Source organism: Burkholderia paludis (assembly GCF_000732615.1).
Classification (GTDB): domain Bacteria; phylum Pseudomonadota; class Gammaproteobacteria; order Burkholderiales; family Burkholderiaceae; genus Burkholderia; species Burkholderia paludis.
Genome location: NZ_JPGL01000031.1, coordinates 74,720 through 101,273, shown reverse-complemented (window position 1 = coordinate 101,273; position 26,554 = coordinate 74,720). Strand labels below are relative to the sequence as shown.

General features: G+C 70.2%; 27 protein-coding genes. 10 read left to right on the top strand and 17 right to left on the bottom strand.

Annotation, left to right across the window (positions count from 1 at the left end; all coding sequences use genetic code 11):
- Positions 1-56: 56 nt before the first annotated feature.
- Positions 57-383: a DUF2917 domain-containing protein gene (locus GQ56_RS0120655; RefSeq protein ID WP_031400428.1), complete on the bottom strand. Its 327-nt coding sequence runs from the start codon at positions 381-383 to the stop codon at positions 57-59.
- Positions 384-485: 102 nt separating this feature from the next.
- On the opposite strand from GQ56_RS0120655, the gene GQ56_RS0120650 reads away from it, so the two are divergent.
- Positions 486-1,472 carry a transcriptional regulator GcvA gene (locus GQ56_RS0120650; protein ID WP_031400427.1) on the top strand — a complete coding sequence of 329 codons (987 nt, stop codon included), beginning with the start codon at positions 486-488 and terminating at the stop codon, positions 1,470-1,472.
- Here the strand turns inward: GQ56_RS0120650 and GQ56_RS0120645 are convergent.
- From GQ56_RS0120645 to GQ56_RS0120600, 10 genes are all read right to left on the bottom strand, one after another.
- Complete coding sequence (locus GQ56_RS0120645) at positions 1,456-1,764, bottom strand: HP0495 family protein (protein WP_011353335.1); 309 nt, start codon at positions 1,762-1,764, stop codon at positions 1,456-1,458. The two genes, GQ56_RS0120650 and GQ56_RS0120645, sit on opposite strands and share 17 nt — an antisense overlap.
- On the bottom strand, positions 1,764-2,690 hold the full coding sequence (locus GQ56_RS0120640) for a D-amino acid aminotransferase (RefSeq protein ID WP_031400426.1): 927 nt from the start codon (positions 2,688-2,690) through the stop codon (positions 1,764-1,766). The genes GQ56_RS0120645 and GQ56_RS0120640 overlap by 1 nt, the downstream gene beginning before the upstream one ends.
- 53 nt (positions 2,691-2,743) lie before the next feature.
- On the bottom strand, positions 2,744-4,057 hold the full coding sequence (locus GQ56_RS0120635; protein WP_031400425.1) for a D-alanyl-D-alanine carboxypeptidase family protein: 1,314 nt from the start codon (positions 4,055-4,057) through the stop codon (positions 2,744-2,746).
- A gap of 531 nt (positions 4,058-4,588) precedes the next feature.
- Positions 4,589-5,233 (bottom strand): alpha/beta hydrolase, encoded by a 645-nt coding sequence (locus tag GQ56_RS0120630; protein ID WP_031400424.1) that lies wholly within the window; start codon positions 5,231-5,233, stop codon positions 4,589-4,591.
- Positions 5,234-5,246: 13 nt separating this feature from the next.
- Positions 5,247-5,564, bottom strand: coding sequence for a (2Fe-2S) ferredoxin domain-containing protein (locus tag GQ56_RS0120625; RefSeq protein ID WP_031400423.1), 318 nt, complete (start codon positions 5,562-5,564; stop codon positions 5,247-5,249).
- A 158-nt stretch (positions 5,565-5,722) separates the two neighbouring features.
- Positions 5,723-6,874, bottom strand: coding sequence for a VanZ family protein (locus GQ56_RS0120620; protein WP_031400422.1), 1,152 nt, complete (start codon positions 6,872-6,874; stop codon positions 5,723-5,725).
- Positions 6,875-6,893: 19 nt separating this feature from the next.
- Positions 6,894-7,517 (bottom strand): ABC-type transport auxiliary lipoprotein family protein, encoded by a 624-nt coding sequence (locus tag GQ56_RS0120615; protein ID WP_031400421.1) that lies wholly within the window; start codon positions 7,515-7,517, stop codon positions 6,894-6,896.
- Positions 7,518-7,605: 88 nt separating this feature from the next.
- On the bottom strand, positions 7,606-8,535 hold the full coding sequence (locus tag GQ56_RS0120610) for an MlaD family protein (RefSeq protein ID WP_031400420.1): 930 nt from the start codon (positions 8,533-8,535) through the stop codon (positions 7,606-7,608).
- 18 nt (positions 8,536-8,553) lie between these two features.
- Positions 8,554-9,468: an ABC transporter ATP-binding protein gene (locus GQ56_RS0120605; RefSeq protein ID WP_031400419.1), complete on the bottom strand. Its 915-nt coding sequence runs from the start codon at positions 9,466-9,468 to the stop codon at positions 8,554-8,556.
- Complete coding sequence (locus tag GQ56_RS0120600; protein ID WP_031400418.1) at positions 9,465-10,589, bottom strand: MlaE family ABC transporter permease; 1,125 nt, start codon at positions 10,587-10,589, stop codon at positions 9,465-9,467. Before GQ56_RS0120600 ends, GQ56_RS0120605 begins: the two co-directional genes overlap by 4 nt.
- 294 nt (positions 10,590-10,883) lie before the next feature.
- On the opposite strand from GQ56_RS0120600, the gene GQ56_RS0120595 reads away from it, so the two are divergent.
- The 5 genes from GQ56_RS0120595 to GQ56_RS0120575 all read left to right on the top strand — a co-directional run bounded on the left by GQ56_RS0120595 (position 10,884) and on the right by GQ56_RS0120575 (position 16,373).
- Positions 10,884-12,953, top strand: coding sequence for a bifunctional 2',3'-cyclic-nucleotide 2'-phosphodiesterase/3'-nucleotidase (locus tag GQ56_RS0120595; protein ID WP_031400417.1), 2,070 nt, complete (start codon positions 10,884-10,886; stop codon positions 12,951-12,953).
- 8 nt (positions 12,954-12,961) lie between these two features.
- Positions 12,962-13,807, top strand: coding sequence for a tetratricopeptide repeat protein (locus tag GQ56_RS0120590; protein ID WP_031400416.1), 846 nt, complete (start codon positions 12,962-12,964; stop codon positions 13,805-13,807).
- Between the two features lie 354 nt (positions 13,808-14,161).
- Positions 14,162-15,082 (top strand): biotin--[acetyl-CoA-carboxylase] ligase, encoded by a 921-nt coding sequence (locus GQ56_RS0120585; protein WP_031400415.1) that lies wholly within the window; start codon positions 14,162-14,164, stop codon positions 15,080-15,082.
- Positions 15,079-15,864 carry a type III pantothenate kinase gene (locus GQ56_RS0120580; RefSeq protein ID WP_031400414.1) on the top strand — a complete coding sequence of 262 codons (786 nt, stop codon included), beginning with the start codon at positions 15,079-15,081 and terminating at the stop codon, positions 15,862-15,864. Before GQ56_RS0120585 ends, GQ56_RS0120580 begins: the two co-directional genes overlap by 4 nt.
- A gap of 266 nt (positions 15,865-16,130) precedes the next feature.
- Positions 16,131-16,373: a hypothetical protein gene (locus tag GQ56_RS0120575; RefSeq protein ID WP_031400413.1), complete on the top strand. Its 243-nt coding sequence runs from the start codon at positions 16,131-16,133 to the stop codon at positions 16,371-16,373.
- Positions 16,374-16,389: 16 nt separating this feature from the next.
- On the opposite strand, the gene rfaE2 is transcribed toward GQ56_RS0120575, so the two are convergent.
- The 6 genes from rfaE2 to GQ56_RS0120545 form a co-directional block, all read right to left on the bottom strand.
- Positions 16,390-16,875: a D-glycero-beta-D-manno-heptose 1-phosphate adenylyltransferase gene (rfaE2, locus tag GQ56_RS0120570; protein ID WP_031400412.1), complete on the bottom strand. Its 486-nt coding sequence runs from the start codon at positions 16,873-16,875 to the stop codon at positions 16,390-16,392.
- A gap of 167 nt (positions 16,876-17,042) precedes the next feature.
- Entirely contained in the window at positions 17,043-17,921 is an 879-nt protein-coding gene (locus GQ56_RS0120565; RefSeq protein ID WP_034198945.1) for a ferritin family protein, read from the bottom strand.
- 463 nt (positions 17,922-18,384) lie between these two features.
- Positions 18,385-19,611, bottom strand: a complete 1,227-nt coding sequence (locus GQ56_RS0120560) for a patatin-like phospholipase family protein (RefSeq protein WP_031400410.1) — start codon at positions 19,609-19,611, stop codon at positions 18,385-18,387.
- Between the two features lie 24 nt (positions 19,612-19,635).
- Positions 19,636-20,376, bottom strand: a complete 741-nt coding sequence (locus GQ56_RS0120555; RefSeq protein ID WP_031400409.1) for a PhaM family polyhydroxyalkanoate granule multifunctional regulatory protein — start codon at positions 20,374-20,376, stop codon at positions 19,636-19,638.
- A gap of 82 nt (positions 20,377-20,458) precedes the next feature.
- Complete coding sequence (locus GQ56_RS0120550; RefSeq protein ID WP_031400408.1) at positions 20,459-21,286, bottom strand: enoyl-CoA hydratase/isomerase family protein; 828 nt, start codon at positions 21,284-21,286, stop codon at positions 20,459-20,461.
- Positions 21,287-21,409: 123 nt separating this feature from the next.
- Positions 21,410-22,402, bottom strand: a complete 993-nt coding sequence (locus tag GQ56_RS0120545) for a fumarylacetoacetate hydrolase family protein (RefSeq protein ID WP_031400407.1) — start codon at positions 22,400-22,402, stop codon at positions 21,410-21,412.
- Positions 22,403-22,530: 128 nt separating this feature from the next.
- Between GQ56_RS0120545 and GQ56_RS0120535 the strand changes: the two genes are divergently transcribed.
- The 4 genes from GQ56_RS0120535 to GQ56_RS0120520 all read left to right on the top strand — a co-directional run bounded on the left by GQ56_RS0120535 (position 22,531) and on the right by GQ56_RS0120520 (position 26,552).
- Positions 22,531-23,403: an IclR family transcriptional regulator gene (locus GQ56_RS0120535; RefSeq protein WP_031400406.1), complete on the top strand. Its 873-nt coding sequence runs from the start codon at positions 22,531-22,533 to the stop codon at positions 23,401-23,403.
- 106 nt (positions 23,404-23,509) lie between these two features.
- Positions 23,510-24,778, top strand: coding sequence for a DUF3108 domain-containing protein (locus tag GQ56_RS0120530; RefSeq protein ID WP_031400405.1), 1,269 nt, complete (start codon positions 23,510-23,512; stop codon positions 24,776-24,778).
- Positions 24,779-25,032: 254 nt separating this feature from the next.
- The gene (locus GQ56_RS0120525; protein ID WP_006477667.1) at positions 25,033-25,290 is read left to right on the top strand and encodes a BTH_I0359 family protein; all 258 of its coding nucleotides are present in this window, start codon (positions 25,033-25,035) and stop codon (positions 25,288-25,290) included.
- A 194-nt stretch (positions 25,291-25,484) separates the two neighbouring features.
- A complete protein-coding gene (locus GQ56_RS0120520) occupies positions 25,485-26,552 on the top strand; it encodes a homocysteine S-methyltransferase family protein (protein WP_031400404.1) in 1,068 nt (355 codons plus the stop codon).
- Positions 26,553-26,554 lie beyond the last annotated feature (2 nt).

Below are 26,554 nucleotides of genomic sequence, written 5' to 3'. Positions count from 1 at the left end.
TCTCGCCGGCCTGGGCGCGGGGACGGATCGCCGGTATCCGTCGGAGGAAATAATGGTCAGACGGTGCGCCAGCCGTCATGGAGCAGCGCGGCCACGCGTTCGCGCAGCCGTGCCAGCCCGCTTAGCGCGACTTCCTGCGGCGGCCTCGCCACCGAGAACGCGACGCGCGCGCCTTCCCGGCTTTCCGCGCTGAGCCACAGCCGCTCGCCGCGGCGCAGCTTCAGCGTCTCGCCGTCGACCAGGAAGTAATCGTCGACGTCGTTGCTGCGCGTGGCCCACACCGGACCGCACTGGACCGTCAGCCTCGTGCTGCGCTGTACCTTCAGCGGCACCGTTTCGCCCACCGGGATTTCGAATGTGACGCTTGAAGAAATTTCTTGCATGATCGACTCCGCCAATAAATGCTTCGATGGCTACAATCGTAGTCATTTCAAGGCACCCGACCAAACGACCAATTTTCACGTCGATGTGAGGAAAATTAGCAAATGGACCTCCGCCAGCTGCCTGCGCTGAACGCGATTCGCGCGTTCGAAGCCGCCGCCCGTCACGAGAATTTCTCGCGCGCCGCCGACGAGCTGTACGTCACGCACGGCGCGGTAAGCCACCAGGTGCGCGCGCTCGAGGAGGAGCTCGGCGTGCAGTTGTTCACCCGCAACGGCAAGCGGCTGTGCCTGACCGACGCCGGCATGCGCTACGCGCAGCAGATCCGCACCGCGCTGATGGTGATCGCCGACGCGACGCGCGACGTGCGCGCGAGCGACCGCGACCGGCGGCTCGTGGTGTCGATGCTGTCGTCGTTCGCCGCGCGCTTCATCACGCCGCGCATCGGGACGTTCATCGAGCGGCATCCGGAAATCGACGTCGAGCTGCAGTCGACCAACTCGCTCACCGATTTCTCGCGCGACGACGTCGATCTCGCGATCCGCTTCGGCCACGGCAGCTACCCGGGGCTGCACGTCGAGCCGCTGTTCGACGAGGTGTTCTTTCCGGCGTGCTCGCCGACGCTGAACGGCGGCAAGCTGCCGCAGACGCCCGCCGATCTCGCGCGCTACAACCTGCTGCGCTCGGACGACGAGCTGTGGCGGCCGTGGTTCGACGCGGCCGGGCTCGATACGCTGACCGAGCCGAAACGGGGGATTCTGTATCAGGATTCGTCGAACCTGCTGCTGGCCGCGATCGACGGTCAGGGCATCGCGCTCGTGCGGCGCTCGCTCGCGGTGCACGACCTGCTGGACGGGCGCCTCGTGCGCCTGTTCGACATCGACGGGCCGAGCCCGTGGCACTATTTTTTCGTGTGTCCGCCGCCGCTCCTGAACACGCCGCGCGTGCAGGCGTTCAGGACCTGGCTGCTTCAGGAAGTCGCCGAATACAGGCGGCTGTGCGACGAACTGGACGCGCGGCGTGCGGCGGGGAAGACCCCCGCCGAGTGCGCGCAGGAAGGCGGATGGAGGGCGCTCAGAGTACGACCTTGACCATCGGATGGCCGGTCAGCGCGCGGTAGATGTTGTCGAGCTGCTCCTGGCTCGTCGCGCGCACGGTGATCGTGAGCCCCGTGTAATTGCCGCCGCTCGACGCGCGCTCCTCGATCTTCTCGACGTCGATCTCGTTGTCGTGAACCGCCACGACCTTGAAGATCGTGTCCTTGAACTCGGGGTGCGCCTTGCCCATGATCTTGATCGGGAAATCGCACGGAAACTCCAGCAGCGACTCCTTCCGGGTATCGATCGCGCCGGTCACCTCGATGGTTTTGGTCGGTTCGCTCATCATTTTCTCCGGGTTAGGTCAAACTGTTCAAACTCGCGCGCCTTCGCGCGCTGGTACGCGTCGTACAACGCCGCGAACACGGGGCCCGGCTTGCCGCCCTGTACGGGCAGACCGTCGAGCAACGTGACGGGCAGCACTTCCTTCGTGGCCGAGGTGATCATGATCTCGTCGGCCGCGCGCAACTCCACTTCGCTGATCTCGCGCGCGACGAACGGAATCCCGCACTCGTCGGCCAGTTCCTCGATCAGCCCGTAGCGGATCCCCTCGAGGATCTTGTTGCTGCGCGGCGGCGCGAGCAGCTCGCCGTTCTTCACGATCCACACGTTCGACGACGAGCCTTCGGTCAGGTTGCCGTCGCGCAACTGCAGCGTCTCGAACGCATCGTGCTCCGCCGCATGTTGCGCCATCAGCACGTTGCCGAGCAGCGAGATCGACTTGATGTCGCAATGCAGCCAGCGGCGATCCTCCGCCGTCACGCAGCGAATGCCGTTCGCGCGCTCCTGCTCCGGCGGCAGGCGCAGCGGGCTCGCCATCGCGAACACCGTCGGCACCGCGTCCGCCGGGAACGCATGGCCGCGCTTCGCGACGCCGCGCGTCACCTGCAGGTAGACGAGCGCGTCGCCCGCGCCGAGGCCTTCCGCATTCGCCGCGACGATGCGCTCGATCAGCGCGCGCCAGCCGGCCTCGTCGTGCGGATTGTCGATGCCGATCTTCTTCAGGCTGCGCGCGAGCCGCTCCAGATGCTGCCCGATCCGGAACGGCACGTGCGCGCCGTCGTGCGCATAGACGGGGACGACTTCATACACGCCGTCGCCGAAGATGAACCCGCGGTCGAGCACCGGGACGCGGGCTTCGGACAGCGGTACCAGTTCCTCCCGCGACGAGACGCTGAGGTAGACGATCGGTTCGAATTCGGCTTGGCTCATGGCTATGACAGATGGGGATGAAGTCGTGAAAACAAAGGCCCGTTGCGATGCGCTTACTTCTTCTTGCTGAACATCAGCAGGATCGAGTCCCAGATACGCCCGAAGATACCGGCTTCCGGCACCGCCTGCAGCGCGACGACCGGGAATTCCGACAGCGTCTTGCCGTCGGCGACGATCTTCACGGTGCCGACCTGCTGCCCTTCGGCGAGCGGCGCGATCAGCGGCGCATTGACGTCGACTTCCGTCTTGACCTTGTCGCCGAGGCCGCGCGGCACGGTCGCCCACTGGTCGCCCTTCACGCCGACCTGCACGGTGTTTGTCTTGCCCTTGTAGATGCGCGGCGTCGAGATCGCCTGGCCGCCCTTGAACAGGCGCACCGAATCGAACGCGCTGTAGCCGTAGTTCAGCATCTTCATGCTGTCCTGCGTGCGCTCGCCTTCCTTCTGCTCGCCCATCATCACCGACACCAGGCGACGCTGGCCGTCCACGCCCGGGATCGCCCGCTTCGCCGATGCGATCAGGCAGTAGCCGGCCGCCTGCGTATGGCCCGTCTTCAGGCCGTCGACCGTCGGGTCGAGCCACAGCAGACGGTTGCGGTTGCCCTGGCGGATGTTGTTGTACTTGAATTCCTTCTCCGAGAAGATGCTGTAGTACTGCGGAAAATCGCGGATCAGGTGGGCGGACAGCTTCGCGAGGTCGCCGGCCGTCGTGTAGTGGTTCGGGTCGGGCATGCCGTTCACGTCGGCGAAGTGCGTGCCCTTCATGCCGAGGCGCTGCACCTCGTCGTTCATCATCGTGACGAACTGCCCTTCGCTGCCGCCGACGAGTTCGGCCAGCGCGATCGCGGCATCGTTGCCCGACTGGATGATCATCCCGTACACGAGGTCGTGCACGGACACCGGCTTGTTCGCCTCGATGAACATGCGCGACTCGTCGCGGCCGACGCGGCGCACCGCTTCGCTCGGCGTGACGATCTGCTCCATCGAGATCTTCTTCTTGTCGAGCGCCTCGAACACGAGGTAGGCCGTCATCAGCTTGGTCAGCGATGCGGGCTCGACACGCTCGTCCGCATTGCCCGACGCGAGCACCGTGTTGCTGGTCGCATCGACGAGCACCCACGAGCGCGCGTTCACGCCCGGCGGCGGCACCGCGCCCGGCATGTAGGTCGCGGGCGCGCCGGTGAACTGCTCGGCGGCGGCCGGCGCGGCATGCGCGGCCTTGGCCTTGGCGGCCGGCTTCGCCTCGGCGACGACGATCGTCGACGCAAGCGCGACGGGCAGCATCACGCCGAGCGCGACGTTGCGCGCGGCGGTGCCGAAGGCGATGGAGGAAGCGAGGGACTTGAGGCCTTGGGGAGACAGACGCATGATCGATTCAGGCTGATGGCAGAAAGTGCGGTGCGAAACGCGCAGGGTTGAACGGCAAGGCGGCGGGCGTTTCGGGCACTCGCCCGACATCGTCGGACGACGCGAAACGCGCCGGTTGGACTCGTGCGGACGCGTTCGGTTCGCGGCCGTCGCGAGCGGGCGGACAGGCGGGCGAATCGAGCGCCGCATGGGCCCAGCCGGGCCGCGGGCGACGCGGAATGCGGCCATTATACGTGCCCGCGCAGGGCGTTTTCGCTAACCGGGCGCCCGACGGCCGCTCACCGGCGCCGGGCGCACGGTGACGGCGTGTCGCGCGGGGTCGCGCTCGACGGTGTGCGACAGGCGCGCGCGGGACGACAGAAAGCCGGAAGGTGCCGCGCGCCGTGGCGCGATATCGCGCGCAGGATCGTGCGACCGTCGCAGGCCGCCGCCCGGGTGCGCCCGGGTGCGCCCGGGTGCGTCAGGTGGCGCGGGCCGCGGGCGCCGGGGCCCGCCCGTGCCGGCATCGCGCCGGCGAGAGGCCCGCCGCGGCTAGCGCCACGCGTCGACGATGATGCGCTTCAGCACATGCAGCTTGCGATGCAGGAAATGCTCGGCGCCCGGGATCACGACGACCGGCAGTTCCTGCGGCCGCGCCCAGTCGTACACCGAGGCGATCGGCACGGTGTCGTCGATTTCGCCGTGGATCACGAGCGTGTTCTCGGGCACGTCGGCAACCTGCCAGCGGCTCGCGGCCGTGCCGACGAACACCATCCGCTCGATCGTCTCGCCCGCGTCGCGCAGCCGCTTCGCGACGTGCGACAGCACGAAGGTGCCGAACGAGAAGCCGGCCAGCACGAGCGGCAGGTCGGCGTACGCGGGCTGCGCGCGCATGTGCGCGAGCACCGCGAGCAGGTCGTCGGCCTCGCCGGTGCCGTTGTCGTGCACGCCCTCGGTCGCGCCGACGCCGCGGAAGTTCGACCGGAACACGACGTAGTTCAGCTGCACCAGCGTACGCGCCAGCGTTTGCGCGACCTTGTTGTCCATCGTGCCGCCGAACAGCGGATGCGGATGCGCGACGAGCGCGATGCCGCGCGGCGCGGCGCCGCTTTCGCGCACGGCGTCGGGAAGATCGACCGCGATTTCGATCTGCCCCACCGGGCCGGCGATCAGCGACTTCTGCGTATGAACGTTCATTCGGCCGGCCCGCTCAGATCTTCAGGCGCTCGACGACCTGGCCGTCGCGCAGGTGCGACTCGACGATCTCGTCGATGTCGGCCTGGTCGACGTACGTGTACCACGTGCCCTCCGGGTACACGACCATCACGGGCCCTTCCTCGCAGCGGTCGAGGCAGCCGGCCTTGTTGATGCGAACCTTGCCGGGCCCTGCCAGGCCGAGCTCCTTCACGCGCTTTTTCGCGTATTCCTGCATGGTCTGCGCGTCGCATTGCGCGCAGCTCGGGCGTTCGGCGCCCGGTTCGCGCTGGTTCAGGCAGAAGAAGACGTGGTGCTGGTAGTAGGAATCCATGATGGTGGCGAGCGGCCCGGCGCGAGGCCGTGCGGAAAGAGGGGGCGATTGCCGTTGCACGCGGCAACGGATGGTGCGGAAGATTATAGCGACCGGCGCGCGCGGCTGCCCGCGATACGGCGGCAGCCGCACGGCCTGCCCGGCCCCGCGCCGCCGTGTCAGCGCCGCTGCGCGGCCGGCAGCCACGCGTGCTCGACGCGCTGGCCGAGCCAGATCAGCGCCGCGTAGGGCCAGATCCACGCGAGCCAGCGCGCGAGGCTGTTGAAGTGTACGTAGCGGCCTTGCCGCCAGCCCGACAGCGTGAAATCGAAGAACGGATTGACGGGCAGCAGGTTCACGAGCGTCACGCCGGCCAGCAGCGCGAGGCCCGCGAGCGTCGCGCGCCATGTCGGCGGCACGCGCAGCGCGACGAGCGCGGCCGCGAAACCGAGCTCGATCCCGAGCCGCGCGCCGGGCGTCGCCCACACGACCACGAGGCCGGTGGCCGACTGCATGAACGTCGCGGCCGCCTTCAGCACGAGCGTCGCGGCGACGAGCGCGATCAGCAGCCGGACGCGCGGCGCGCCCGGCCGCATCGCGAGCGACGCGATCGTCAGCGCGGCGAACAGCATCAACCCGCCGAGCACGGCCTCCCATCCCGAGTCGGACAACCAGCCGTCGACGCGCTCGGGCCATTCGCCCACGCGCCACGCGGCCGGCAGCCACGCGAGCAGCGCGTCCTGCATCGACGCGTCGGCACGCTCCCACAACACGGCCGGCCAGTCGCCGATGCCGAACAGGAACGGCGACGGAAACAGGATCGCGAACGGCCACAGCCCGGCAAGCAGCAGCGGCGTCGCGCCGTCGGCCTCGAACCACGCGAAGCGCAGCCGGCGCAGCGCACCGCGGTCGAGCAGCGCACCGGTGGCCGGTGCGGCGAGCGCCGCGCCCAGCAGCGCGCCGAGCGCGTTGGCCGCGAGATCGAGATTCGACGCGACGCGCGTCGGCAGGTAGGTTTGCAGCGCTTCCATCGAGCCCGACAGCAGCACGCCGAGCCCGCCCGCGATCAGCGTCGCGGCCACGCCGCGCCAGCGCGGGTGCAGCGCGAGCACGCCGAGCGCGCCGAACGGCAGGTAGCCGAGCACGTTCGTGACCACGTCGAACGCGGTCACGTAGCGCTGCATCGGCGCGAACAGGTAGTCGAACGGCCCGATGCCGAGCGACGTCCAGCCTTCGAACGGATACAGCGACGCGTAGACGATCAGCGCCGTGTAAGCGGCAAAGGCCTGCCGCGCGAGCGGCGATGCGCGAGCCGCGCCGGTCTCGCTCATCGCGGCTGCGCGGCCCGCGTCACGGCGTCCCCGCGTACGCCTGCATGCCGGCCCACGCGGCGATCTGCGACACGAGCTCGTCGCTCGCCGCCGCGAGCGCGCGCGCGCCGCCCGCCGCGTCGGGCGTGCTCGACGGCGCACGGGCGACGAACGTGCGCTGGGCGAGCACCTTGCCGTCCAGCGTCAGCGTCGCCCGCGCGGCGACGGCGCCGTGGCTCTGCGACTGGCCGTCGAACACCTGCTCGAATTCGTTCAGGTCGACCTTGAGGGTCGGCGCGCGCACGCCGTCGGACCCTTCGAGCACCGTGCCGCGCGACGACAGCGCGCCGCGCAGCCGCTGCGTGAGCAGTTGCGCGGGCGGCGCGGTCCAGCGGCTGTCGCGATAGACGGCCACCTGCTGCACATCCGCATACGCGAGGCGGTACGCGAACTTGTCCGAGTCGAGCGCGTCGGGCGCGGCGACGTCGAGCACCTTCAGCGCGGGGCCCGGGCCGGCCGTCGCGACCGGCGCGGCCGGCCCGAGGTCGTAGCGGAGGTTCGACAACGCCGCGCCGTTGCCGGCGCAGCCGGCCGCCAGCGAGAGGGTCAGCGCGGCGAGCGCGGCAGCGGCCGGGCGCAGCGCGCGGTCAAGGATTCGTGGCATGGCGTGTTCCTGCATCAGATTTCCGGTTTCGATGAACGTCACGGTCCGGCCGTTTCCGGCCGGACGATCGACGGGCGGCCGCCGCGCTTCACTTTCCGGCCGTCGCCCCCGGCCAGACGAAGCCCGGCTCGCCGGGGCCCGGCGCCGCGCCGGGCGAGCCGAACAACAGACTGCTCGGGTTGCGGCCGAGTTCGCCGGCCACGTCCTTCAATTGCCGCGACGCGTCGCCGACGCTGCCGGCCAGCGCGTTGAAACGCGGCAGCGTGTCGTACTGCACGCGCGCGTTGAGATCGTTCAGCGCGACGCCGATCTGCTGCGCCGCCGTGCCGGCCTTGTTCAGGTTCGACACGAGCGGCCCGTTCGGCTGCAGCAGCGTGTTCGCCGACGACATGGTGCGCGTCACCTCGTGCATCGCCCCCGGCAGCGCGGTGACCGTCGGGCCGAGCTGCTTCGACAGCGTCGTCACGCCGTCGGCCGCGTGCTGCAGGCTTTCGGCGGTCGCGAGCAACTGTTCGCGCATCTCGGGCGACATCAGCGCGTTCGCGCTTTTCGCGGCCAGTTCGAGCTGCCGCAGCAGCACGTCGCCGCGCTCCTGGATCTGGTCGAACAGGCTCGGGCGCATCGGGATCTGCGCGATCACCTTCGGCGACGACGGCAGCGGCGCCAGGTCGCGGCCGGTATCCTCGAGCTGCACGAACGCGATGCCCGTCACGCCCTGGAAGCCGAGGCTGCCGTAGGTCGACTGCGTGATCGGCGCGTCCTGGTCGACGAGGATCCGGATCCGGATCTGGCCCGGGTGCGAGCGATCGAAACCGATCGACTGCACCTTGCCGACGTCGAGACCGCGAAAGCGCACGGCCGCATCGGGGAACAGCCCCGTCACGTTGGTGCGCGCCAGCAGGTCGTACGGCACGCGCACGGTGCGGTCGACGTTGAACCAGAACACGGTGCCGGCGATCGCGAGCGTCAGCGCGATCGTGAACAGGCCGGCCCAGAACGCATGTGATTTGTTTTCCATTCGCGGATTCCTTCGTTCCTACAGCTCGACGCTCGACAGCGCCGGTTCGAGGGCCGCCTTCGGCAGCTTCGCGCGCCGCTCGGGCGGCAGCGCCTGCAACGCGCGGCGCCCGCGCAGCCCCAGGAAATATTCGTGGATGAACGGATGATCGACGTTCGCAGCCTCCTCGACCGGCGCGGCGACCAGCACCTTGCGGTCGGCCAGCACCGCGACGCGCGTCGACAGCGCGACCATCGTGTCGAGATCGTGCGTCACCATCACGACGGTCAGGCCGAGCGTGCGGTGGAGCGTCGCGATCAGCTCGACGAATTCGTCCGATGCCTGCGGGTCGAGCCCGGCCGTCGGCTCGTCGAGGAACAGCAGCTCGGGTTCGAGCGCGATCGCGCGCGCGATGCCGACCCGCTTCACCATCCCGCCCGACAGCGCCGCCGGCATCTTCGACGCGTGCTTGCACGGCAGCCCGACCATCTCCAGCTTCAGCATCACGATGTCGTGGAGCAGATCCGGCGGCACGCGGCCGAGCTCGCGCAGCGGCTGCGCGACGTTGTCGAACACCGTCATCGACGAGAACAGCGCGCCCTGCTGGAACAGCATGCCCGAGCGCGTGCGCATCATCCGCGCGCTCGCGTCGTCGATCGTCGCCGTATCCTCGCCGAACACCTTGATCGTGCCCGACGTCGGCCGCTCGAGACCGAGAATCTGCCGCACCAGCGTGGTCTTGCCGGAGCCCGAGCCGCCGACGATCGACACGATCTCGCCGCGCCGCACGTCGAAGTCGAGCTTCTGGTGAACGATGTTGCGCCCGTAGCGCTTGGTCAGGTTGCGCACCTCGATCACGAGCTCGCCGGGCTGCACCGCCGCCGCCGGCGGCGTGCCGGCAGCGGCGGCGCCGGTTGCCGCGACGCTGGCGGCCGTTTCGTTCGATGCGTTCATCCGAGCCCCACGTTCTGGAACAGGATCGCGAACACCGCGTCGGCGAGGATCACGACCGTGATCGACGTGACGACCGAGGTCGTCGTGCCTTCGCCGAGGCTCTGCGAGTTCGCCTTGATCCGGAAGCCGAAATGGCACGCCACCAGCGCGATCAGCATGCCGAACACGATGCCCTTGCCGACGCCGATGTACAGGTTCGCGATCGGCACGACGCCCGGCAGCGAGCGCACGAAATAGTTGACGTCGATCCCGAGCACGAACTTCGCGGCGAGCGCGCCGCCGGTCAACGCGATGATGTTGGTCCACATCACGAGCAGCGGCATCGCGACGCCGAGCGCGAGCACCCGCGGCAGGATCAGCCGCAGCCCGTGCGGGATGCCCATCACGCGCATCGCGTCGAGTTCCTCGGTCACGCGCATCACGCCGATCTGCGCGGTGATCGCCGAGCCCGAGCGGCCGGCGACGAGGATGGCCGACAGCACGGGGCCGAGCTCGCGGATCACCGACAGCCCGAGGATGTTCACGATGTAGCGGTTCGCGCCGAACATCTGCAACTGCTGCGCGGACAGGTAGCTGAGCACGATGCCGATCAGGAACGCGACGAGCGCCGTGATCGGCAGCGCCTGCGCGCCCGCGCTGTAGATGTTCGCCGAGGTTTCCTTCCACGGCATCGTCTGCGGCCGGCGCAGCACCGACAGCGCGTCGAGGATCACGAGGCCGAACATCGCGATGCCGCCCTGCAGGTGCTCGCCGAATCTGAAGATCGCCTGGCCGAGCCGCGTGACGGGATCGACGCGCACGACGCGCTCCGGTGCCTCGCGCTCGCTGTCGAGCCGCTCGATGCGCTCGAAGATCGTGCGCTGCGTGACGCTGAGCGCGACGCCGGCCGGCAGCTTGCGGCCCCACACGCGCCACAGCGCCTGGCCGCCGACGTGGTCGAGCCGCTCGATGCCGGACAGGTCCCACTCGCTTACGCGGCCCGACGCGATGCTCGCGACGCGACGCGCCACCGCGCCGCGATTGCGCGCGAGCGCGAGCGCGGTCCACTGGCCGTACAGGCGCACCGTCTGGCCCTGGCCGCCGGCGTCGACCGACAGGCCTGGAGGAGTCTCGAAGTCCAAGGGGCGGGTTGTTTGCAAAAAGGTGACAGCGGCCATTGTAGCGAACCGCCCGAAGGCGCGACGGGAGGATTTCGACGGGCGGCCGGCGGCGCCGGGCCCCGGGGCCGCGCCGATCCGGCCGGGAAGCCGCGCGCGCCCGGCGCGATCGGCATCGTCACCTTTCATTCTTCCGTCACGTTTCCTTTCGATACTCTCACGCGCCGCATATCAGGCCGTCGGCGCCCCGCGCCGCCATGCGTTGCATACCTCGCGTTTCATCCGATTCATAAAACAGAACACCGAACAGGACAACCGATGCGTCTCCCCTTGCCTTCCCGTCGCCGCGTGCCGGCCATCGCCGCGCTCGCCAGCCTCGCCTTCGTTCTCGCCGCCTGCGGCGGCGACGACGTCACCTCGCCGCCGGTCACGCCGCCGGCGGCCCAGGCGCCGGTCGGCACGACGGCCACGCTCGCGCTGCTCGAGACCACCGACCTGCACACCAACGTGCTGTCGTACGACTACTTCAAGCTCGCCGCCGACAATTCGCTCGGCTTCGAGCGCGTGTCGACGCTGATCGCGCAGGCGCGCGCGCAGTTCCCGAACACGCTGCTGCTCGACAACGGCGACACGATCCAGGGCACCGCGCTGTCGGACTACCAGGCGCTCGTGAAGCCGGTCGGCTGCGACCAGACGCTCGCGATCTACAAGGTGATGAACGCCGCGAAGTTCGACGGCGGCGGGATCGGCAACCATGAATTCAACTACGGGCTGCCGTACCTGTCGCAGGTGACCGGCAACACGTTCGAGGTCGACGGCCTGCCGGCTCCGGCCCAGCAGAAGAAATGCGCGGGCCCGAACTTCCCGCAGGTGCTCGCGAACGTGATCAGCGCGAAGACCAACGCGCCGCTGTTCACGCCGTACACGATCCTGACCCGCACCGTGACGGCGACCACGCCGGACGGCAAGACGGTCAGCGCGCCCGTGAAGATCGGCATCATCGGCTTCACGCCGCCCGCGATCATGAACTGGGACAAGCGCTGGCTCGACGGCAAGGTCTATACGACCGGCCTGAAGGAAGCCGCCGAGAAGTACATTCCGGAGATGCGCGCGAAGGGCGCCGACCTCGTCGTCGCGATCTCGCACGGCGGCCTCGACAATTCCGCGTACTCCCCGACGATGGAGAACGGCAGCTGGTGGCTGTCGAAGGTGCCGGGCATCGACGCGATGCTGATCGGCCACTCGCACCAGGTGTTCCCGGACGCGAACAGCACCGTGTCGCAGTTCAACCTGCCGGGCGTCGACAAGGTCAAGGGCACCGTCAACGGCGTGCCGACCGTGATGGCCAACTACTGGGGCAAGCACCTCGGCGTGATCAAGCTCGGCCTGAAATTCGACGGCAAGGCGTGGAGCGTCGACAAGTCGCAGACGACCGTCGAGGCGCGGCCGATCCAGAACGCCGACAAGAGCTACGTCGCGGCCGATCCGTCCGTGTCCGCCGCGATCGCCGCCGAGCACCAGGCGACGATCGACTACGTGAAGACGCCGATCGGCTCGACCGACTACCGGATGAACTCGTACTTCGCGGACGTCGGCGACCCGGGCGCGATCCAGATCGTCAACGAGGCGCAGGCCGACTACGTGAAGACCTACGTGCAGGCGAACCTGCCGCAGTACGCGTCGCTGCCGGTGCTGTCGGTCAGCGCGCCGTTCAAGAGCGGCTTCGGCGGCGGCAGCGACTACACCGACGTCGCACCGGGCGCGCTCGCGATCAACAACGCGGCCGACCTGTACCTGTACCCGAACACCGTGTACGCGGTGAAGGTGAGCGGCGCGGACGTGAAGAACTGGCTCGAGACGGCCGCCAAGCGCTTCAACCGGATCGACCCGACCAAGGCGACCGTGCAGCCGCTCGTCAGCACCTTCCCCGGCTACAACTTCGACATGTTCACGTCGGCCGATCTCGCGTACGAGATCGACGTCACGCAAGCCGTCGGCAGCCGCATCAGGAACCTGACGTACAAGGGCGCGCCGATCGACCCGAACGCGCAGTTCATCGTCGCGACCAACAACTACCGCGCGAGCGGCGGCGGCAACTTCCCGGGCCTCGACGGCAGCAAGACGATCTTTGCTTCGCCCGATGCGAACCGCGACGTGCTGATCGCGTTCGTGAAGCAGCGCGGCAAGATCACGCGCACGGCCGACGGCGCGCAACGCAGCTGGCGCTTCACGAAGGTCGCGAGCTCGGTCGCGCACGTGCAGTTCACGTCCGCGCCGAACCGGCTCGGCGACGCGGCGGCGGCCGGGCTGGCCGGCATCACGCAGGTCGCGGCCGACGACGGCTCGGGCAAGAACCTCGCGATCTACGAGATCGACCTCACCCGATGAGAGACGCGATGCAACCGATCAGGACGATGCGGCCGGCCGAAACCGGCGTCGCCGCCGCCGCGCGGCGCCTGCTGCGCGCGAAACTCCCGCCCGCCGCGCTGCTCGCGGCGGCGGCCGCGACCGTCGCGGCCGTCGTCGCGGCGGCCGGCCTGCGCGGCGCCGGCCCCGCGCCGAGCGCCGCGCAGCTCGACGAGTGGCAGGCGATGGTCACGCAGGCCACCGAGCCGCACGCGCTCGCGCAGTTGCGCACGCTGGCGCGCCGCGGCTCGGGCGACGCGCAGGCGGCGCTCGGCATCGCGCTCGTCGACGCGCACGAGGCGGGGCTGCGCGACGAAGGGCGCGGCTGGCTGGAAACCGCCGCGCAGGCGGACGGCAAGGCCGGCGCGCCGGCCGCCCGGCGCGCGCAGCTCGCGCTCGGCAAGGCGCTGCTGCTCGGCAGCAGCGACCTGCCGAAGGACTACGCACGCGCCCGCGCGCTGCTCGGCGAAGCCGCCGCGCAGGGCGACCCGGCCGCCGCGTACTACCTCGGGCTGATCTACCGTAGCGGCTACGGCGTCGCCGCCGATCCGGTGCAGGCCGCGCACTGGTTCGACATCGCGTCGCGCGCGGACATCCCGGCCGCGGATTTCATGCTCGCGAACGCGTACCGCGACGGCAGCGGGGTGCCGCGCGACGACGCGCGTGCCCTGGCGCTGTATCGCCGGGCCGCCGAGCACGAGTTGCCGGAAGCCGTGCAGACGCTCGCGATGGCCTATCGCAACGGCGAGCTGGGGCTGCGGCCCGATGCGGACGAGTTCCACGCGCAGTGGATCGAGACCGCGCATGCGCTGAAGCATCCGGTCGTCGCGCCGTGATGGTCGTTGCGCGCGCGGGCGCGGTCTGGCGTCACGGCGGCCGCCTGACGCACATAGCCCGACGCCCCGCGCACCCCGGCAAGCCGGCCCCGAGAAGGGCCGCCTGCCGGGTGGATCGCCGGCCGGCTGCTCGCGCCGGCTGACCGTGCACGGGCCGGGCGGGCCGATCCTCGTGTCGGCCCGCCCAGCGCCGCAGGGCAAGACGCGGCTCGCCCGCTAAATGACGCCCGCGGGCGACGGAGCCGACGAGGCGGCCATGACCGGCCCAGCGGCGCCCTTGCTCCGCGCGCGTGCAGGCGGCCGCGCGCCGCCCCCCAGCACGCGCCGGCGCCCCCTGTCGCTACAATAGGCGCCATGAACGCCCCCACTTCCCCCGACACGCCCGATTCCGGCGACGCGCACATCGCGCGCAACCGGCTCGAGGCGCACCTGGACGCCGCGCCGCGTGCGTGGCCGCTCGACATCGTCGCCGCCACCGGCTCGACCAATGCCGACGTCGCAACCCGGCTCAAGGCGCTGCCGCGCAGCGCGAACGCGCTGCCCGCGCCGCTCGTGCGCGTCGCGTTCGAGCAGACGGCCGGGCGCGGCCGGCAGGGCCGCCCGTGGTTCGCGCAGCCCGGCAACGCGCTGCTGTGCTCGGTCGGCTGCATCGTGCCGCGCCCGGTCGACGCGCTTGGCGGCCTCAGCATCGCGATCGGCGTCGCGCTCGCCGAAGGGCTGGCCGCGCTGCCGCTCGACGCCCGCACGCGCGTCGCGCTCAAATGGCCGAACGACCTGCTGCTGACGGCCACCGACGACGGCACGCCGCACATCGTCGGCAAGCTCGCCGGGATCCTGATCGAAACCGCCTGGGCCACCGCCGACGCCACCGCCGTCGTGATCGGCTTCGGCGTCAACGTGCGCGGCGCGGAAGCCGTCGCCGCGCAGGTCGACGCGCTGCGCGCGCGCGAAGCGACGCTCGCGAGCGGGCTGCCGCCCGCCGCGCTGTCGATCGCGTGCCCGTCGGCCAACCTCACCGATACGCTCGCGGCGTCGCTGAACGCACTCACGCCGGCGCTCGCGCAATTCGGCGCCGACGGGCTCGCGCCGTTCCTGCCGCGCTGGCACGCGTTGCACGCGTACGCGGGGCGCGAAGTCGTCCTGCTCGAACAGGGCGTCGAACGCGTGCGCGGTATCGCGACCGGCATCGACGCGACCGGCCAGTTGCTGCTCGACACGCCGGACGGCGTCCAGGCGATCGCGGCCGGCGACGTGTCGCTGCGCGAAGCGCGATGAGCGAGCCGCACCTGCTGATCGACGCCGGCAACAGCCGGATCAAGTGGGCGCTCGCGGATGCCCGGCGCACGCTCGTCGCGACCGGCGCATTCGGCCACGCGCGCGACGGCGGCGCCGATCCCGACTGGTCGGGCCTGCCGCGCCCGCTCGGCGCCTGGATCTCGAACGTCGCGGGCGCCGACGCGGCCGCCCGGCTCGATGCACTGCTCGACGCGCGCTGGCCGGGCCTGCCCCGCACGACGATACGCGCGCGGGACGCGCAAGGCGGCGTGACGAACGGCTATACGACGCCCGAGCAGCTCGGCAGCGACCGCTGGGCGGGCCTGATCGGCGCGCGCGCGGCATTTCCCGGCGAACACCTGCTGATCGCGACGTTCGGCACCGCGACGACGCTCGAGGCGCTGCGCGCGGACGGCCGCTTCACGGGCGGGCTGATCGCGCCGGGATGGGCGCTGATGATGCGCGCGCTCGGCACGCATACCGCGCAGTTGCCGACGCTGACCACCGACATCGCGAGCGGGCTGCTCGCGGATCCGCAGGCCGAACCGTTCCAGGTCGATACGCCGCGCTCGCTGTCGGCCGGGTGCCTGTATGCGCAGGCCGGGCTGATCGAACGCGCGTGGCGCGATCTCGCCGCCGCGTGGCAGGCGCCGGTGCGGCTCGTGCTGGCCGGCGGCGCGGCGGACGACGTCGCGCGGGCGCTGACCGTCCCGTATACGCGGCACGACGCGCTGATCCTGTCGGGGCTGGCGTTGATCGCCGCGGAAGCGGCGCAGGATTGACCGGAGCCGGAACACGCCGGCTGCGCGGTCGAGCCGGCCATATCGGCGGACGGCCGTACACGGCTGCGTCGCGGCAGCGGTAACGAAACGCGCACCGTCGTCGCGATTCCCGCGTGGGGCCGACATGCAGCAACGGCGGCGCCTGCGTTGCCGAGCCGTTGAGCGCGGTCACGGAAACGGCGAACAGGCCGGCGCTCGCGCGGGCCCGGCCAAACGATGGAAGAATGAACGACTGAATGACTGAATGACGATGAGGAGTGTCGACGATGCTGCGCTGGCTGATCGCTGTTCTCTTTCTCGCCAACCTGCTCGCGTTCGCGGTAGCGTGCGGCGTGTTCGGGCCGCTGCCGGCTGCCGGCCCACGTGAACCCGGCATGCTGTCGCGGCAGGTGCGACCCGAATCGCTGCGCGTGACGCCGCTGGCGCAGGCAAGCGACCAGCCCGTCATCGGCGGCCCGATCGCGCCGCCGGCCGTCGCGGCCGAGCCGCTCGCGGCGTCCGCGCCCTGACGGCGCCGGGCCGTGCTCAGGACTGCTGGGTGCGCACCTTCTTCAGCAACGCGGTGGTCGAGCGGTCGTGCTCGAACGGAATCGCCAGCGCACGGCCGCCCCAGCCGCGTACCAGCGCCGACTCCGGCAACGCATCCATGTCGTAGTCGCCGCCCTTCACGAGGATGTCCGGCCGGACGGCCTCGATCAGCGACACCGGCGTCTTTTCCTCGAACTTCACGACCCAGTCGACGCTTTCCAGCGCCGCGAGCAGCGCCGCGCGATCGTCCTCGCGGTTGATCGGCCGGTCGTCGCCCTTGCCGAGCATGCGCACCGACGCGTCGCTGTTCACGCCGACGATCAGGCACGCGCCGAGCGCCTTCGCGTCGGCGAGATACGTGACGTGACCGCGGTGCAGGATGTCGAATACGCCGTTGGTGAACACGACGGGCGACGGCAGCGATGCGCGCAGCGTGACGAGGGCATCACGGGTGATCAGCTTGCGTTCGAAGGTGGCGGGCATGATGAGGGAGGACGAAATGGGCAACGGCGCGGCAGCGCCCGACGTCAGGGCACCGCGCCAGATAAAAAGCCCGCCGGACCGGCCGGGCGGGCTTCATGCAACGGACTGCGCGGAACGGCGCACGCGGCGGCCGGCGCGACGCGCACCAGCTGCGGCGCCTGCCGGCCTCAGGCCGGCTGCGCGGCCGACGACGGGCCGCTTTCGGCCTGCAGGCGGCCGGTGACTTCCTTGCGGTAGCGGTTCAGTTCCTGCGCGGTCGCGAACGTACGCTCGAACAGGATCGACAGGTTGTGCAGGATGCGCTCGACGACCTTCTTTTCCCACTCGCCGTCGAACCGGATCTGTTCGTCGAGCCAGCGCTCGAGCCATTCCGGATCGGGCAGGCGCGACTGCACGGTGTCGCGCGGGAACAGCGCCTGGTTCACGTGCAGGTTGGTCGGGTGCAGCGGCTTCTCGGTGCGGCGCGCCGACGCCATCAGCACGCCGATCTTCGCGAACGCCGCACGCGCGACGTCGCCGCAGTTGTTCAGCGCCTTCTTCATGTAGCGCAGGTACGCGCCGCCGTGACGCGCCTCGTCGCGCGAGATCGTTTCGTAGATCTGCTTGATGACCGGCTCGGTGTGCCAGTCGGCCGCGCAACGGTACCAGTGGTTCAGGCGGATCTCACCGCAGAAGTGCAGCATCAGCGTCTCGAGCGGCGGCGCCGGATCGAACTCGAAGCGCACCGCGTGCAGTTCCTCTTCGGTCGGCACCATCTCCGGCTTGAAGCGGCGCAGGTATTCCATCAGTACCAGCGAGTGCTTCTGCTCCTCGAAGAACCACACGCTCATGAACGCGGAAAAATCGCTGTCGTGCTGGTTGTCGCGCAGGAACATTTCCGTCGCGGGCAGCGCCGACCATTCGGTGATCGCGTTCATCTTGATCGTCTTTGCCTGCTCGTCGGTGAGCAGCGAAGCGTCGAACTTGTCCCACGGAATGTCCTTCTCCATGTCCCAGCGGACAGCTTCGAGCGACCTGTAAAGTTCCGGATAAAGCATGGTGTTCATGATGGTCCCACCCCTGTTCTGCGCAATGCGACTTCTCTAAACGTGACTGTTGCCGCGTAGGCGCGCCGGGCGCGCTTTTTTGCAGCCAAGACTGTAATTTTACGCGTGAAACCGACCGGCCGGACGCGCATTGCTTGTCCGGCAGCCGGGCGGCCGCGCCGCCGTTGCGGCAAGCCGCAGCCGCGCTCCGCCCGAACGGAACCGACCGCGCTTGCCTGTGTGGGGGCCGGCGCTGGCCGGCTCGTTGACGAGCCCGTCCCCTGCCCCAGGCGGGTTCCCCGAAGGGTCCCGTGCGGATGCCGGATCGGCGGGCTGTTCGATATGGTATATACGGCGGCGGCCATGATAGCACGCGTGCAAGACGGTTCTGCGACACCCGCCCGGTCATGCCCCGCCAGCCCCGGTGCGGCGATCGGTCGCGGCAGACCGTCGCGAAAACGCAACCTCGCGCCATGCGCGCGCGTCAGACCCGTATTTCGCCGGCCGCGAGACCGTCCTCCGGCGGCATGCCGGCGGCCGGCACGCCACCGCCGTCCGCCCGCGCGATCCAGCCGGCGAGCGTATCGCGCTGCGCGCGCCCGTCGCGATAGCCGAGCTCGATCAGCTCGCGCGTAAACGCCTCCTCGAACAGCAGATAGCTCGCGAACGACGCGCCGGCCGGCTGGCTGCCGCCGATCGCGCCGAGCAGCCCGCGCATCGTCGCCGGCATCTGCTTCAGATGCTTCGCGGCGATCAGCTCGATGCGCTCGGACGGCGCGATCGCGAGCACGTCGACGTGCCGCCAGCCGCTGTCCACCTCGACCTGGTGCGGCAGGTGCTCGATCATCCGGTTGATGTGCTCGATGCGTTCGATGTCCGAGCCGATCGAGTCGAGGAACACGCTCGCGAGCACCTGCTGGCCGATCTGCGCGAGCGTCGGGTAGCCGCGCACCCGGCCCGCGCCGTTCGCGGCCGGAATCTCGGGCCGCGGATCGGCCGCGCCGACGACGACGATCCGGTCCGCGCCGAAGTGGATCGCCGGCGACAGCGGCGCGATCTGCCGGATCGAGCCGTCGCCGAAGTACTCGATCTGCCCGTCGAGCACGAGCGGCACGGCCGGGAACACGAACGGAATCGCCGACGACGCGAGCAGGTGCGACGCCGACAGGTCGACGAGCCGCGCGGTGCGCTGCGCGCGGCGCCACGTCTGGATCGGCTCGGCCGCCTGGTAGAACGTGAGATGCCGCCCGCTCGAATAGCTGAGGGCGGTGATCGAGAGCGCGTGCAGCAGGCGCGCCTCGAGCATCTGCTCGATCCGGTGGAAACTCAGCTCGCGCTGCAGCAGGTGCGCCAGCGGCGTGTTGTCGAGCAGGCCGCGCGGCGAGCGGCGGGCCGCCCAGCCGAAGGTCATCGTCGCGAGCCAGCGCGCGCCGGCGGCCGCGATGCCGAGCCAGTCGGTGCGGTACACGTAGTCGGCGCGCAGCGGCTCCCAGAACTCGAGCAGACGCCGCACGCCGTGGGAAAAATCGTCCGCGTGGCTCGCGATCGACGTCGCGTTGATCGCACCGGCCGACGAGCCGCACACCACCGCGAACGGCAGCGTGTGGCGGTGCGGGTCGGCCTCGCGCGCGATCTCGGCCAGCGCCTTCAGCACGCCGACCTGGTAGGCGGCGCGCGCGCCGCCTCCCATCAGAACGAGCGCGAGCCGCATGGTCGACCTGCTAGCTGCGCCGCGTCACGTCGAGCGCTTCGGCGGACGGGTCTCGGGCGACGATGCGGCCGCCGCGCGCGCCGCGGCCGAACCGGCCGGCTTCGCGCGCTTCGCGGCGGGCTTGCGCGGCGCGGCCGCGGCCGGCGCCGGCTTGGCGGCCTGCTGCGGCGCGGCGGCCGCGTCAGGCGGCGCGTCGCCCGGCGCCGCAGGCGCGACGCCCGGCTGCGCCATCGCAAGGCTCGCGAGCTGGTTGAACTGCGACTGCAGCAGGTTCCACCAGCCGGCCGGGTCGAAGGCCTGCTGCGCGGCGTCGCCCGCCGGTGCGCCCTCCACGGCGTCCTGCGCCGCCGGCGCATCGCCCGGCGCCGCTTTCGCCGCCTGCGCGGCCGCAACGGCTGCCTCCTCGGCCGCCGACATCGAGCTTTGCGCGAACGCGCCGAACGCGCGCAGCGTCGCGAGCGTCGCGCGCTGCACCTCGAGCGCCTGGATCGCGGACTGCAGCATCCCGAGATTGAGCTTCAGCCACTGCTCGACCGCGCGCAGATCGGTGATCCGCTTGTCGAGCTCCTCGACGCTCGTGAGCGGCGCCATCATGTCGGACATGCTCGACAGCGACGGCGGCAGCCCTTGCGTGGCGCCCGGAAACGGCGTCATCCCGCCGAACGGCGACATCCGGATCATGTCCCACATCCGGTCCATCATGTCGGCGGGCTTGAAGCCGGAAAAACCGGCGAAGGGGTTGGCGCCAGAGGCATCGGTCGTCATACGGGCATCCTGGTTGACTGGAAGGGAGCGAGGCCGCCACGGTGCGTCGCGAAAGCCGCGCGTGGTTCGATCATAGCGCTCGTCAGAACGGCGCGTCGCCGGGGAAGTCGGGCGGCCGCCGCTCGCGCAGCGAGCGGATGCCTTCCTGCACGTCGGGCCCCGCAAAACCCATGAATTCGAGCGCGAGCGACGCATCGAAGGTCGGCCCCGCCGTACGCAGCCAGTTGTTCAGCGCGTACTTGGTCCAGCGGATCGCCGACTGCGAACCGTGCGCGAGCCGCTCGGCCACTTCATAGGCCCGGGGCAGCAGGTCGGCCGGCTCGACCGCGAGCGACACCAGGCCGATCCGCTCCGCCTCCTCGCCGCTCACCGGCTCGCACAGCAGCAGGTAGTACTTCGCCTTCGCCATCCCGCACAGCAGCGGCCATACGATCGCCGCGTGGTCGCCCGCCGCGACGCCGAGCCGCGTGTGGCCGTCGATGATGCGCGCATCCTTCGCGGCGATCGAGACGTCGGCGAGCAGCCCGGCGACGAGCCCCGCGCCGACGGCCGGACCATGCATCGCCGACACGATCGGCTTGCTGCAGTTGATGACGTTGTAGACGAGGTCGCGCGCCTCGCGCCACACGCGGGCGCGCACGTCGAAGTCGCTCGCCATGTCCTCGACGAGCGCGAGATCGCCGCCCGCCGAGAAACCCTTGCCTTCGCCGCGGATCACCGCGACGCGCGTGTCGGGATCGCGGTCGACGTCGCGCCAGATCTCGGCGAGCTCGCGATGCATGCGCGCGTCCGCGGTCGCGAGGCCGCTGCGGTTCGCGCCCGCGCCGCTCATCACGATGTCGAGCACGCCGTGGTCGCGGCGCGTCACCTTCAGTGCTTCGTAACCGCCGTATGCGGCGAGATCGGCCATGTGCCGCTCCTTGCTCGAGGCTGTTGAATCGAGTGTAACCAAGCCCGCGCGGTCAAACATCAGGCGAAACCCGGCGCGCGGGCCGCAGCCGGGTGTTCACGGGCGCGCGGCGCCCCGCGCGGCTCACGCCGCGCCGTCGGGCGGCGCGACCGATTGCTCGATCGCACCGAAGATCGACTTGCCGGCCGCGTCGAACATCTCGATGCGCACGGTATCGCCGTAGCGCATGAATCCGGTCTGCGGCGCGCCGTGCTCGATCGTCTCGAGGCAGCGCTTCTCGGCGATGCAGCAGTAGCCGCGCTTCGCGTCCTTGTTCGACACCGTGCCCGAGCCGACGATCGAGCCGGCGCGCAGGTTGCGGGTCTTCGCCGCGTGCGCGACCAGCTGGCCGAAATGGAACACCATGTCGGTGCCCGCATCGGGCTGGCCGACCTTCCGGCCGTTCCAGTGGACGATCATCGGACGGTGCACGCGGCCTTCGCGCCATTCTTCGCCGAGCTCGTCGGGCGTCACGGCGACCGGCGCGAACGCGGTGGCCGGCTTGCTCTGGAAGAAGCCGAAACCCTTGGCGAGCTCGGCCGGAATCAGGTTGCGCAGCGACACGTCGTTCACGAGCGTGACGAGCCGCACGGCCTTCAGCGCGTCGTCGGGCGTGGCGCCCATCCGCACGTCGCCGGTGATCACCGCGACTTCCGCCTCGAAATCGATGCCCCAGTCTTCGGACGCGCACACGACGTCGTCGCGCGGCCCGAGGAAATCGTCGCTGCCGCCCTGATACATCAGCGGATCGGTCCAGAACTCGGGCGGCATCTCGGCGCCGCGCGCGCGCCGCACGAGTTCGACGTGGTTCACGTAGGCGGAGCCGTCGGCCCACTGGAACGCGCGCGGCAGCGGCGCCATGCAGTTGGCCGGATCGAACGCGAACGCGTTGCGCGCGCGGCCTTGGTTCAGCGCGTCGTACAGGTCGCGCAGCTGCGGCGCGTAGAACGCCCAGTCGTCGAGGACGCGCTGCAGCGTCGGCGCGATCGCGTCGGCGATCGCCGCGGTGTGCAGGTCGCGCGACACGACGATCAGCTGGCCGTCGCGCGTGCCGTCCTTCAGCGAAGCAAGTTTCATAGGGGGAATCTGCCGTTGTAGTGACGATGGAGGGAATCTATTTTACGATGGTGAATCCCTGCGGCGCGCCGCGATCGCGCACGCCGTTTTCGCCCCGATTCCTGCCGCCTTCGCGCGCCCCGTTGCCCATGCCCGCCAGCCCGCTTCCCGACGACGATCTCGCCGATTCCGACACCGACACCGACGACGCCGTCTCCGGCGAGCACGGCGAGAAGGTCCGCTCCGGCATCCAGTCGATCGAGGTCGGCTTCCGGCTGCTCGACGTGCTGACGAGCGAGCCGCGCGCGATGATGCTGCGCGACCTCGCGCAGCGCGCGGGCATGAGCCCCGCGAAGGCGCACCGCTATCTGGTCAGCTTCTCGCGTCTCGGCGTGGTGTCGCAGGATCCGGTGTCCGGCCGCTACGAGCTCGGCGGCTTCGCGCTGCAGATGGGGCTCGCGCGGCTCGCGCGCGTCGACGGCGTGAAGCTCGCGCGGATCGCGCTGACCGAATTCCGCGACCGCCTCGACCAGACGGTCGGCATCGCGGTATGGGGCAACCAGGGGCCGACGATCGTGCACTGGATGGAATCGAGCCATCCGGCGAAGGCGTCGCTGAAGCTCGGCGACGTGATGCCGCTGCTCGGTTCCGCGACGGGGCTGCTGTTCGCCGCGTACCTGCCGCGCAGCAAGACCGCCGCGATGCTCGAGCGCGAGCTCGCCGATACACGCCGCTCGCCGCATCACGGCGGCCCGCGCACGCTCGCCGAGATCGAAGCGGTGCTGGCCGACGTGCGCGGGCACGAGGCCGCGCGGGTCGAGGGGATGCTGCTGCCGACGATCCACGCGTTCTGCATGCCCGTGTTCGATGCGGTCGGCGAACTCGCGCTCGCGATCGTCGCGCTCGGCCAGGAAGGCTCGTTCGACATTGCCTGGGGCGGCGAGATCGATACCGCGCTGCGCGCATGCGCGCAGAAACTGTCCTACGAACTCGGCTATAGTCCCGACGCACGCGACGCCTGACGCACGCAAGCCCCCGCGACACCCGCGCCGCGAACCTGCGGCGCATCCGGCGGTCCGATAGCCGTGGCGCATGCGACGCGCCCGCCCTGACTCCGCCCCGATACCCATGCAGCCTGCCGACCTCCGCCCGCATCACGCCCCGCCCCGCCGCTGGCTGCGGGTGAGCGTCGCGCTCGTCGTCGTGCTGGCGCTGCATACGCTCGCCGGGCTCTGGCTGATGCGCAACCGCGACGCGTTCACGCCGCCCGCACCCGCCGCGATCCCCGTGCAGATCGAGCTGCTCAAGCCGCAACCGATCGAGCGCCAGCCGGCGCCGCCCGCCCCGCGCCCGGTCGAGCAGCCGGCCGCGCCCGCTCCGGCCGCGCCGAAGGCCGCCGCGCCGCAACCCGCACCGGCGCCGGAGCCGGTGCTCACGTCGACGCAAACGGCCGAACACGGCGAACCGCCGGCCGCCGCGCCCGCCTCCACGGCGAGCGGCGTACCGGGCGCCTCGGGCGCACACGCCGCGCCGGCGGCCGGCGCAAGCGGCGCCGCGACGCCCGGCCCCGCGACGGCGGGCGTGAAGTTCGACGCGCCGCCATCCGGCGACCTGCAGTACGACACGTTCTACAACGGGATGCAGAACATGATCGGCACGATCCACTGGCGCACCGACAAGCATACCTACGACCTGTCGGTGTCGATGCCCGTGCCGTTCGTCGGCCCGTACACCTATCGCAGCGAGGGCCGTATCGACGCGTTCGGCATCGCGCCCGACCGTTACGTCGAGAAGCGCGGCAAGCGGCCGGAAGACATCGCGATCTTCAACCGCGAGATCCGGCAGGTCGTGTTTACGCGCACGCCGAACAACGCGCCGCTGCCCGACGCCGTGCAGGACCGCTTCAGCATGCTGATGCAGCTGTCGGGGCTCGTGCGCGGCAATCCGGCCGCGTACAAGCCGGGCGTCACGCAGCAGTTCTTCGTGATCGACAACAACAGCGGCGAGACCTGGCCGATTACCGTGATCGGCGACGAGCAGGTGCAGACGCTCGCCGGCAACATCGGCGCGCGACACTTCATGCGGCTGCCGCGCCGCGACGGCGACACGCGCCGCATCGACATGTGGCTCGCGCCGTCGCTCGGCTGGCTGCCCGCGCGGCTCGTGCAGACCGAGCCGAACGGCGCGCAGATCGAGCTGCTGTGGCATGGCCGGCTCGCGGCGCCGGACGCGCCGGCCGGCGCGCAACCGGCAGGCGCCGCCACGCAGGCGCCTGCCGCACCGGTCGCACCGGCCGGGGACCAGGCACAACCCGCGCCGCCGGCCGGCGCGCAACCGCCGGCACAACCGGACGCACAACCGGCCGCACCGTCGACGTCATCGCCTGTCACACAGTGAACGCGCGAGCGGTCGCGCACGACCCGGCAATTTCGACCGATTACAGATTTTCGAAAAATGGCCGATGACACTCTTTAACAACTATTTCAGTCCACCGGCGGACAATGGGAAACGTTTCATAGACATCGGCTTCTAACCGATACACCCCACGCAAACGGGACCGGGGTGTGCAGCGCAAGCCCCTTGAAACCGGCAAGGCTCGCCCCACCTAGGGAACAACAAGGCCAGATGCCACTGCGAAGAGGAGTGCCGCCATGCAAATGATCTACAACAGCCCCAACTACTGCGTCGTCGAATTCGCGCCGCAGGCCGGCCATCACCTGATGAATGCCGGCGGATACGAGATCGTCGACAAGAACGCGCAGCGCGAGATCTTCATCGACGGCGAACTTGCCGAGCGATTCCGCGCACACGTGAAGCAGCTGATCGAGGATGAACCGTCGCTCGACGAAGTCGACGAATTCCTCGGACAATTCGACAGCCTGATGATGATGCCCGTCGTGCTGCACTGACGACCGCGGCCCGGCGCATCGCGCGGCCGGGCCATTCGCCGCGCACGACGCGGCGCCGCGAGCACTCCGATCATGCCCCCGCCCGGTTCGCCGCGCGGGGGTTTTCATTTGGCGGGCCGGCCCGCGCCGCGCCCGGCGACGCCCGGTCGCACCGGCTACAATGACGGCTTTCCCGTCTTCGCCGGTCTTCCCCCATGTCTGCGACTCCTCTCGCCGCCTCCGTCCCGCTCGACGCGCCGTACACGCGCGGCGCCGCACTGCCTGCGCTGCTGAAGTCGCGCATCCTGATCCTCGACGGCGCGATGGGCACGATGATCCAGCGCTACAAGCTCGACGAAGCCGCGTATCGCGGCGAGCGCTTCAAGGATTTCCCGCGCGACATCAAGGGCAACAACGAGCTGCTGTCGATCACGCAGCCGCAGATCATCCGCGAGATCCACGACCAGTACTTCGCGGCCGGCGCCGACATCGTCGAGACCAACACGTTCGGCGCGACGACCGTCGCGCAATCCGACTACGAGATGGAAGACCTCGTCGTCGAGATGAACATCGAATCGGCGAAGCTCGCGCGCGAGGCGGCCGGGAAATACGCGACGCCCGACAGGCCGCGCTTCGTCGCGGGCGCGATCGGGCCGACGCCGAAGACGGCCAGCATCTCGCCGGACGTCAACGACCCGGGCGCGCGCAACGTCACGTTCGACGAGCTGCGCACGTCGTACTACCAGCAGGCGAAAGCGCTGCTCGACGGCGGCGTCGACCTGTTCCTCGTCGAAACGATCTTCGACACGCTGAACGCGAAGGCCGCCCTCTTCGCGCTCGACGAGCTGTTCGAGGACACCGGCGAGCGCCTGCCGATCATGATTTCCGGCACCGTCACCGACGCATCGGGCCGGATCCTGTCGGGCCAGACCGTCGAGGCATTCTGGAATTCGCTGCGCCACGCGAAGCCGCTCACGTTCGGCCTGAACTGCGCGCTCGGCGCGGCGCTGATGCGCCCGTACATCGCCGAGCTCGCGAAGCTGTGCGACACCTACGTGTCGTGCTACCCGAACGCGGGCCTGCCGAACCCGATGGCCGAGACCGGCTTCGACGAAACGCCCGACGTCACGTCGGGCCTGCTGAAGGAATTCGCGCAAGCCGGGCTCGTGAACCTCGCGGGCGGCTGCTGCGGCACGACGCCCGAGCACATCGCCGAGATCGCGAAGGCGCTCGCCGGCGTGAAGCCGCGCCGCTGGCCGAGCCAGTACGGCGACAACGCCTGACC

Excerpts from the sequence above, each read along its gene's own strand:
- GQ56_RS0120655 (WP_031400428.1), bottom strand. The coding sequence starts at position 383 with ATGCAAGAAATTTCTTCAAGCGTCACATTCGAAATCCCGGTGGGCGAA.
- GQ56_RS0120650 (WP_031400427.1), top strand. The coding sequence starts at position 486 with ATGGACCTCCGCCAGCTGCCTGCGCTGAACGCGATTCGCGCGTTCGAA.
- GQ56_RS0120645 (WP_011353335.1), bottom strand. The coding sequence starts at position 1,764 with ATGAGCGAACCGACCAAAACCATCGAGGTGACCGGCGCGATCGATACC.
- GQ56_RS0120640 (WP_031400426.1), bottom strand. The coding sequence starts at position 2,690 with ATGAGCCAAGCCGAATTCGAACCGATCGTCTACCTCAGCGTCTCGTCG.
- GQ56_RS0120635 (WP_031400425.1), bottom strand. The coding sequence starts at position 4,057 with ATGCGTCTGTCTCCCCAAGGCCTCAAGTCCCTCGCTTCCTCCATCGCC.
- GQ56_RS0120630 (WP_031400424.1), bottom strand. The coding sequence starts at position 5,233 with ATGAACGTTCATACGCAGAAGTCGCTGATCGCCGGCCCGGTGGGGCAG.
- GQ56_RS0120625 (WP_031400423.1), bottom strand. The coding sequence starts at position 5,564 with ATGGATTCCTACTACCAGCACCACGTCTTCTTCTGCCTGAACCAGCGC.
- GQ56_RS0120620 (WP_031400422.1), bottom strand. The coding sequence starts at position 6,874 with ATGAGCGAGACCGGCGCGGCTCGCGCATCGCCGCTCGCGCGGCAGGCC.
- GQ56_RS0120615 (WP_031400421.1), bottom strand. The coding sequence starts at position 7,517 with ATGCCACGAATCCTTGACCGCGCGCTGCGCCCGGCCGCTGCCGCGCTC.
- GQ56_RS0120610 (WP_031400420.1), bottom strand. The coding sequence starts at position 8,535 with ATGGAAAACAAATCACATGCGTTCTGGGCCGGCCTGTTCACGATCGCG.
- GQ56_RS0120605 (WP_031400419.1), bottom strand. The coding sequence starts at position 9,468 with ATGAACGCATCGAACGAAACGGCCGCCAGCGTCGCGGCAACCGGCGCC.
- GQ56_RS0120595 (WP_031400417.1), top strand. The coding sequence starts at position 10,884 with ATGCGTCTCCCCTTGCCTTCCCGTCGCCGCGTGCCGGCCATCGCCGCG.
- GQ56_RS0120590 (WP_031400416.1), top strand. The coding sequence starts at position 12,962 with ATGCAACCGATCAGGACGATGCGGCCGGCCGAAACCGGCGTCGCCGCC.
- GQ56_RS0120585 (WP_031400415.1), top strand. The coding sequence starts at position 14,162 with ATGAACGCCCCCACTTCCCCCGACACGCCCGATTCCGGCGACGCGCAC.
- GQ56_RS0120580 (WP_031400414.1), top strand. The coding sequence starts at position 15,079 with ATGAGCGAGCCGCACCTGCTGATCGACGCCGGCAACAGCCGGATCAAG.
- GQ56_RS0120575 (WP_031400413.1), top strand. The coding sequence starts at position 16,131 with ATGCTGCGCTGGCTGATCGCTGTTCTCTTTCTCGCCAACCTGCTCGCG.
- rfaE2 (WP_031400412.1), bottom strand. The coding sequence starts at position 16,875 with ATGCCCGCCACCTTCGAACGCAAGCTGATCACCCGTGATGCCCTCGTC.
- GQ56_RS0120565 (WP_034198945.1), bottom strand. The coding sequence starts at position 17,921 with ATGAACACCATGCTTTATCCGGAACTTTACAGGTCGCTCGAAGCTGTC.
- GQ56_RS0120560 (WP_031400410.1), bottom strand. The coding sequence starts at position 19,611 with ATGCGGCTCGCGCTCGTTCTGATGGGAGGCGGCGCGCGCGCCGCCTAC.
- GQ56_RS0120555 (WP_031400409.1), bottom strand. The coding sequence starts at position 20,376 with ATGACGACCGATGCCTCTGGCGCCAACCCCTTCGCCGGTTTTTCCGGC.
- GQ56_RS0120550 (WP_031400408.1), bottom strand. The coding sequence starts at position 21,286 with ATGGCCGATCTCGCCGCATACGGCGGTTACGAAGCACTGAAGGTGACG.
- GQ56_RS0120545 (WP_031400407.1), bottom strand. The coding sequence starts at position 22,402 with ATGAAACTTGCTTCGCTGAAGGACGGCACGCGCGACGGCCAGCTGATC.
- GQ56_RS0120535 (WP_031400406.1), top strand. The coding sequence starts at position 22,531 with ATGCCCGCCAGCCCGCTTCCCGACGACGATCTCGCCGATTCCGACACC.
- GQ56_RS0120530 (WP_031400405.1), top strand. The coding sequence starts at position 23,510 with ATGCAGCCTGCCGACCTCCGCCCGCATCACGCCCCGCCCCGCCGCTGG.
- GQ56_RS0120525 (WP_006477667.1), top strand. The coding sequence starts at position 25,033 with ATGCAAATGATCTACAACAGCCCCAACTACTGCGTCGTCGAATTCGCG.
- GQ56_RS0120520 (WP_031400404.1), top strand. The coding sequence starts at position 25,485 with ATGTCTGCGACTCCTCTCGCCGCCTCCGTCCCGCTCGACGCGCCGTAC.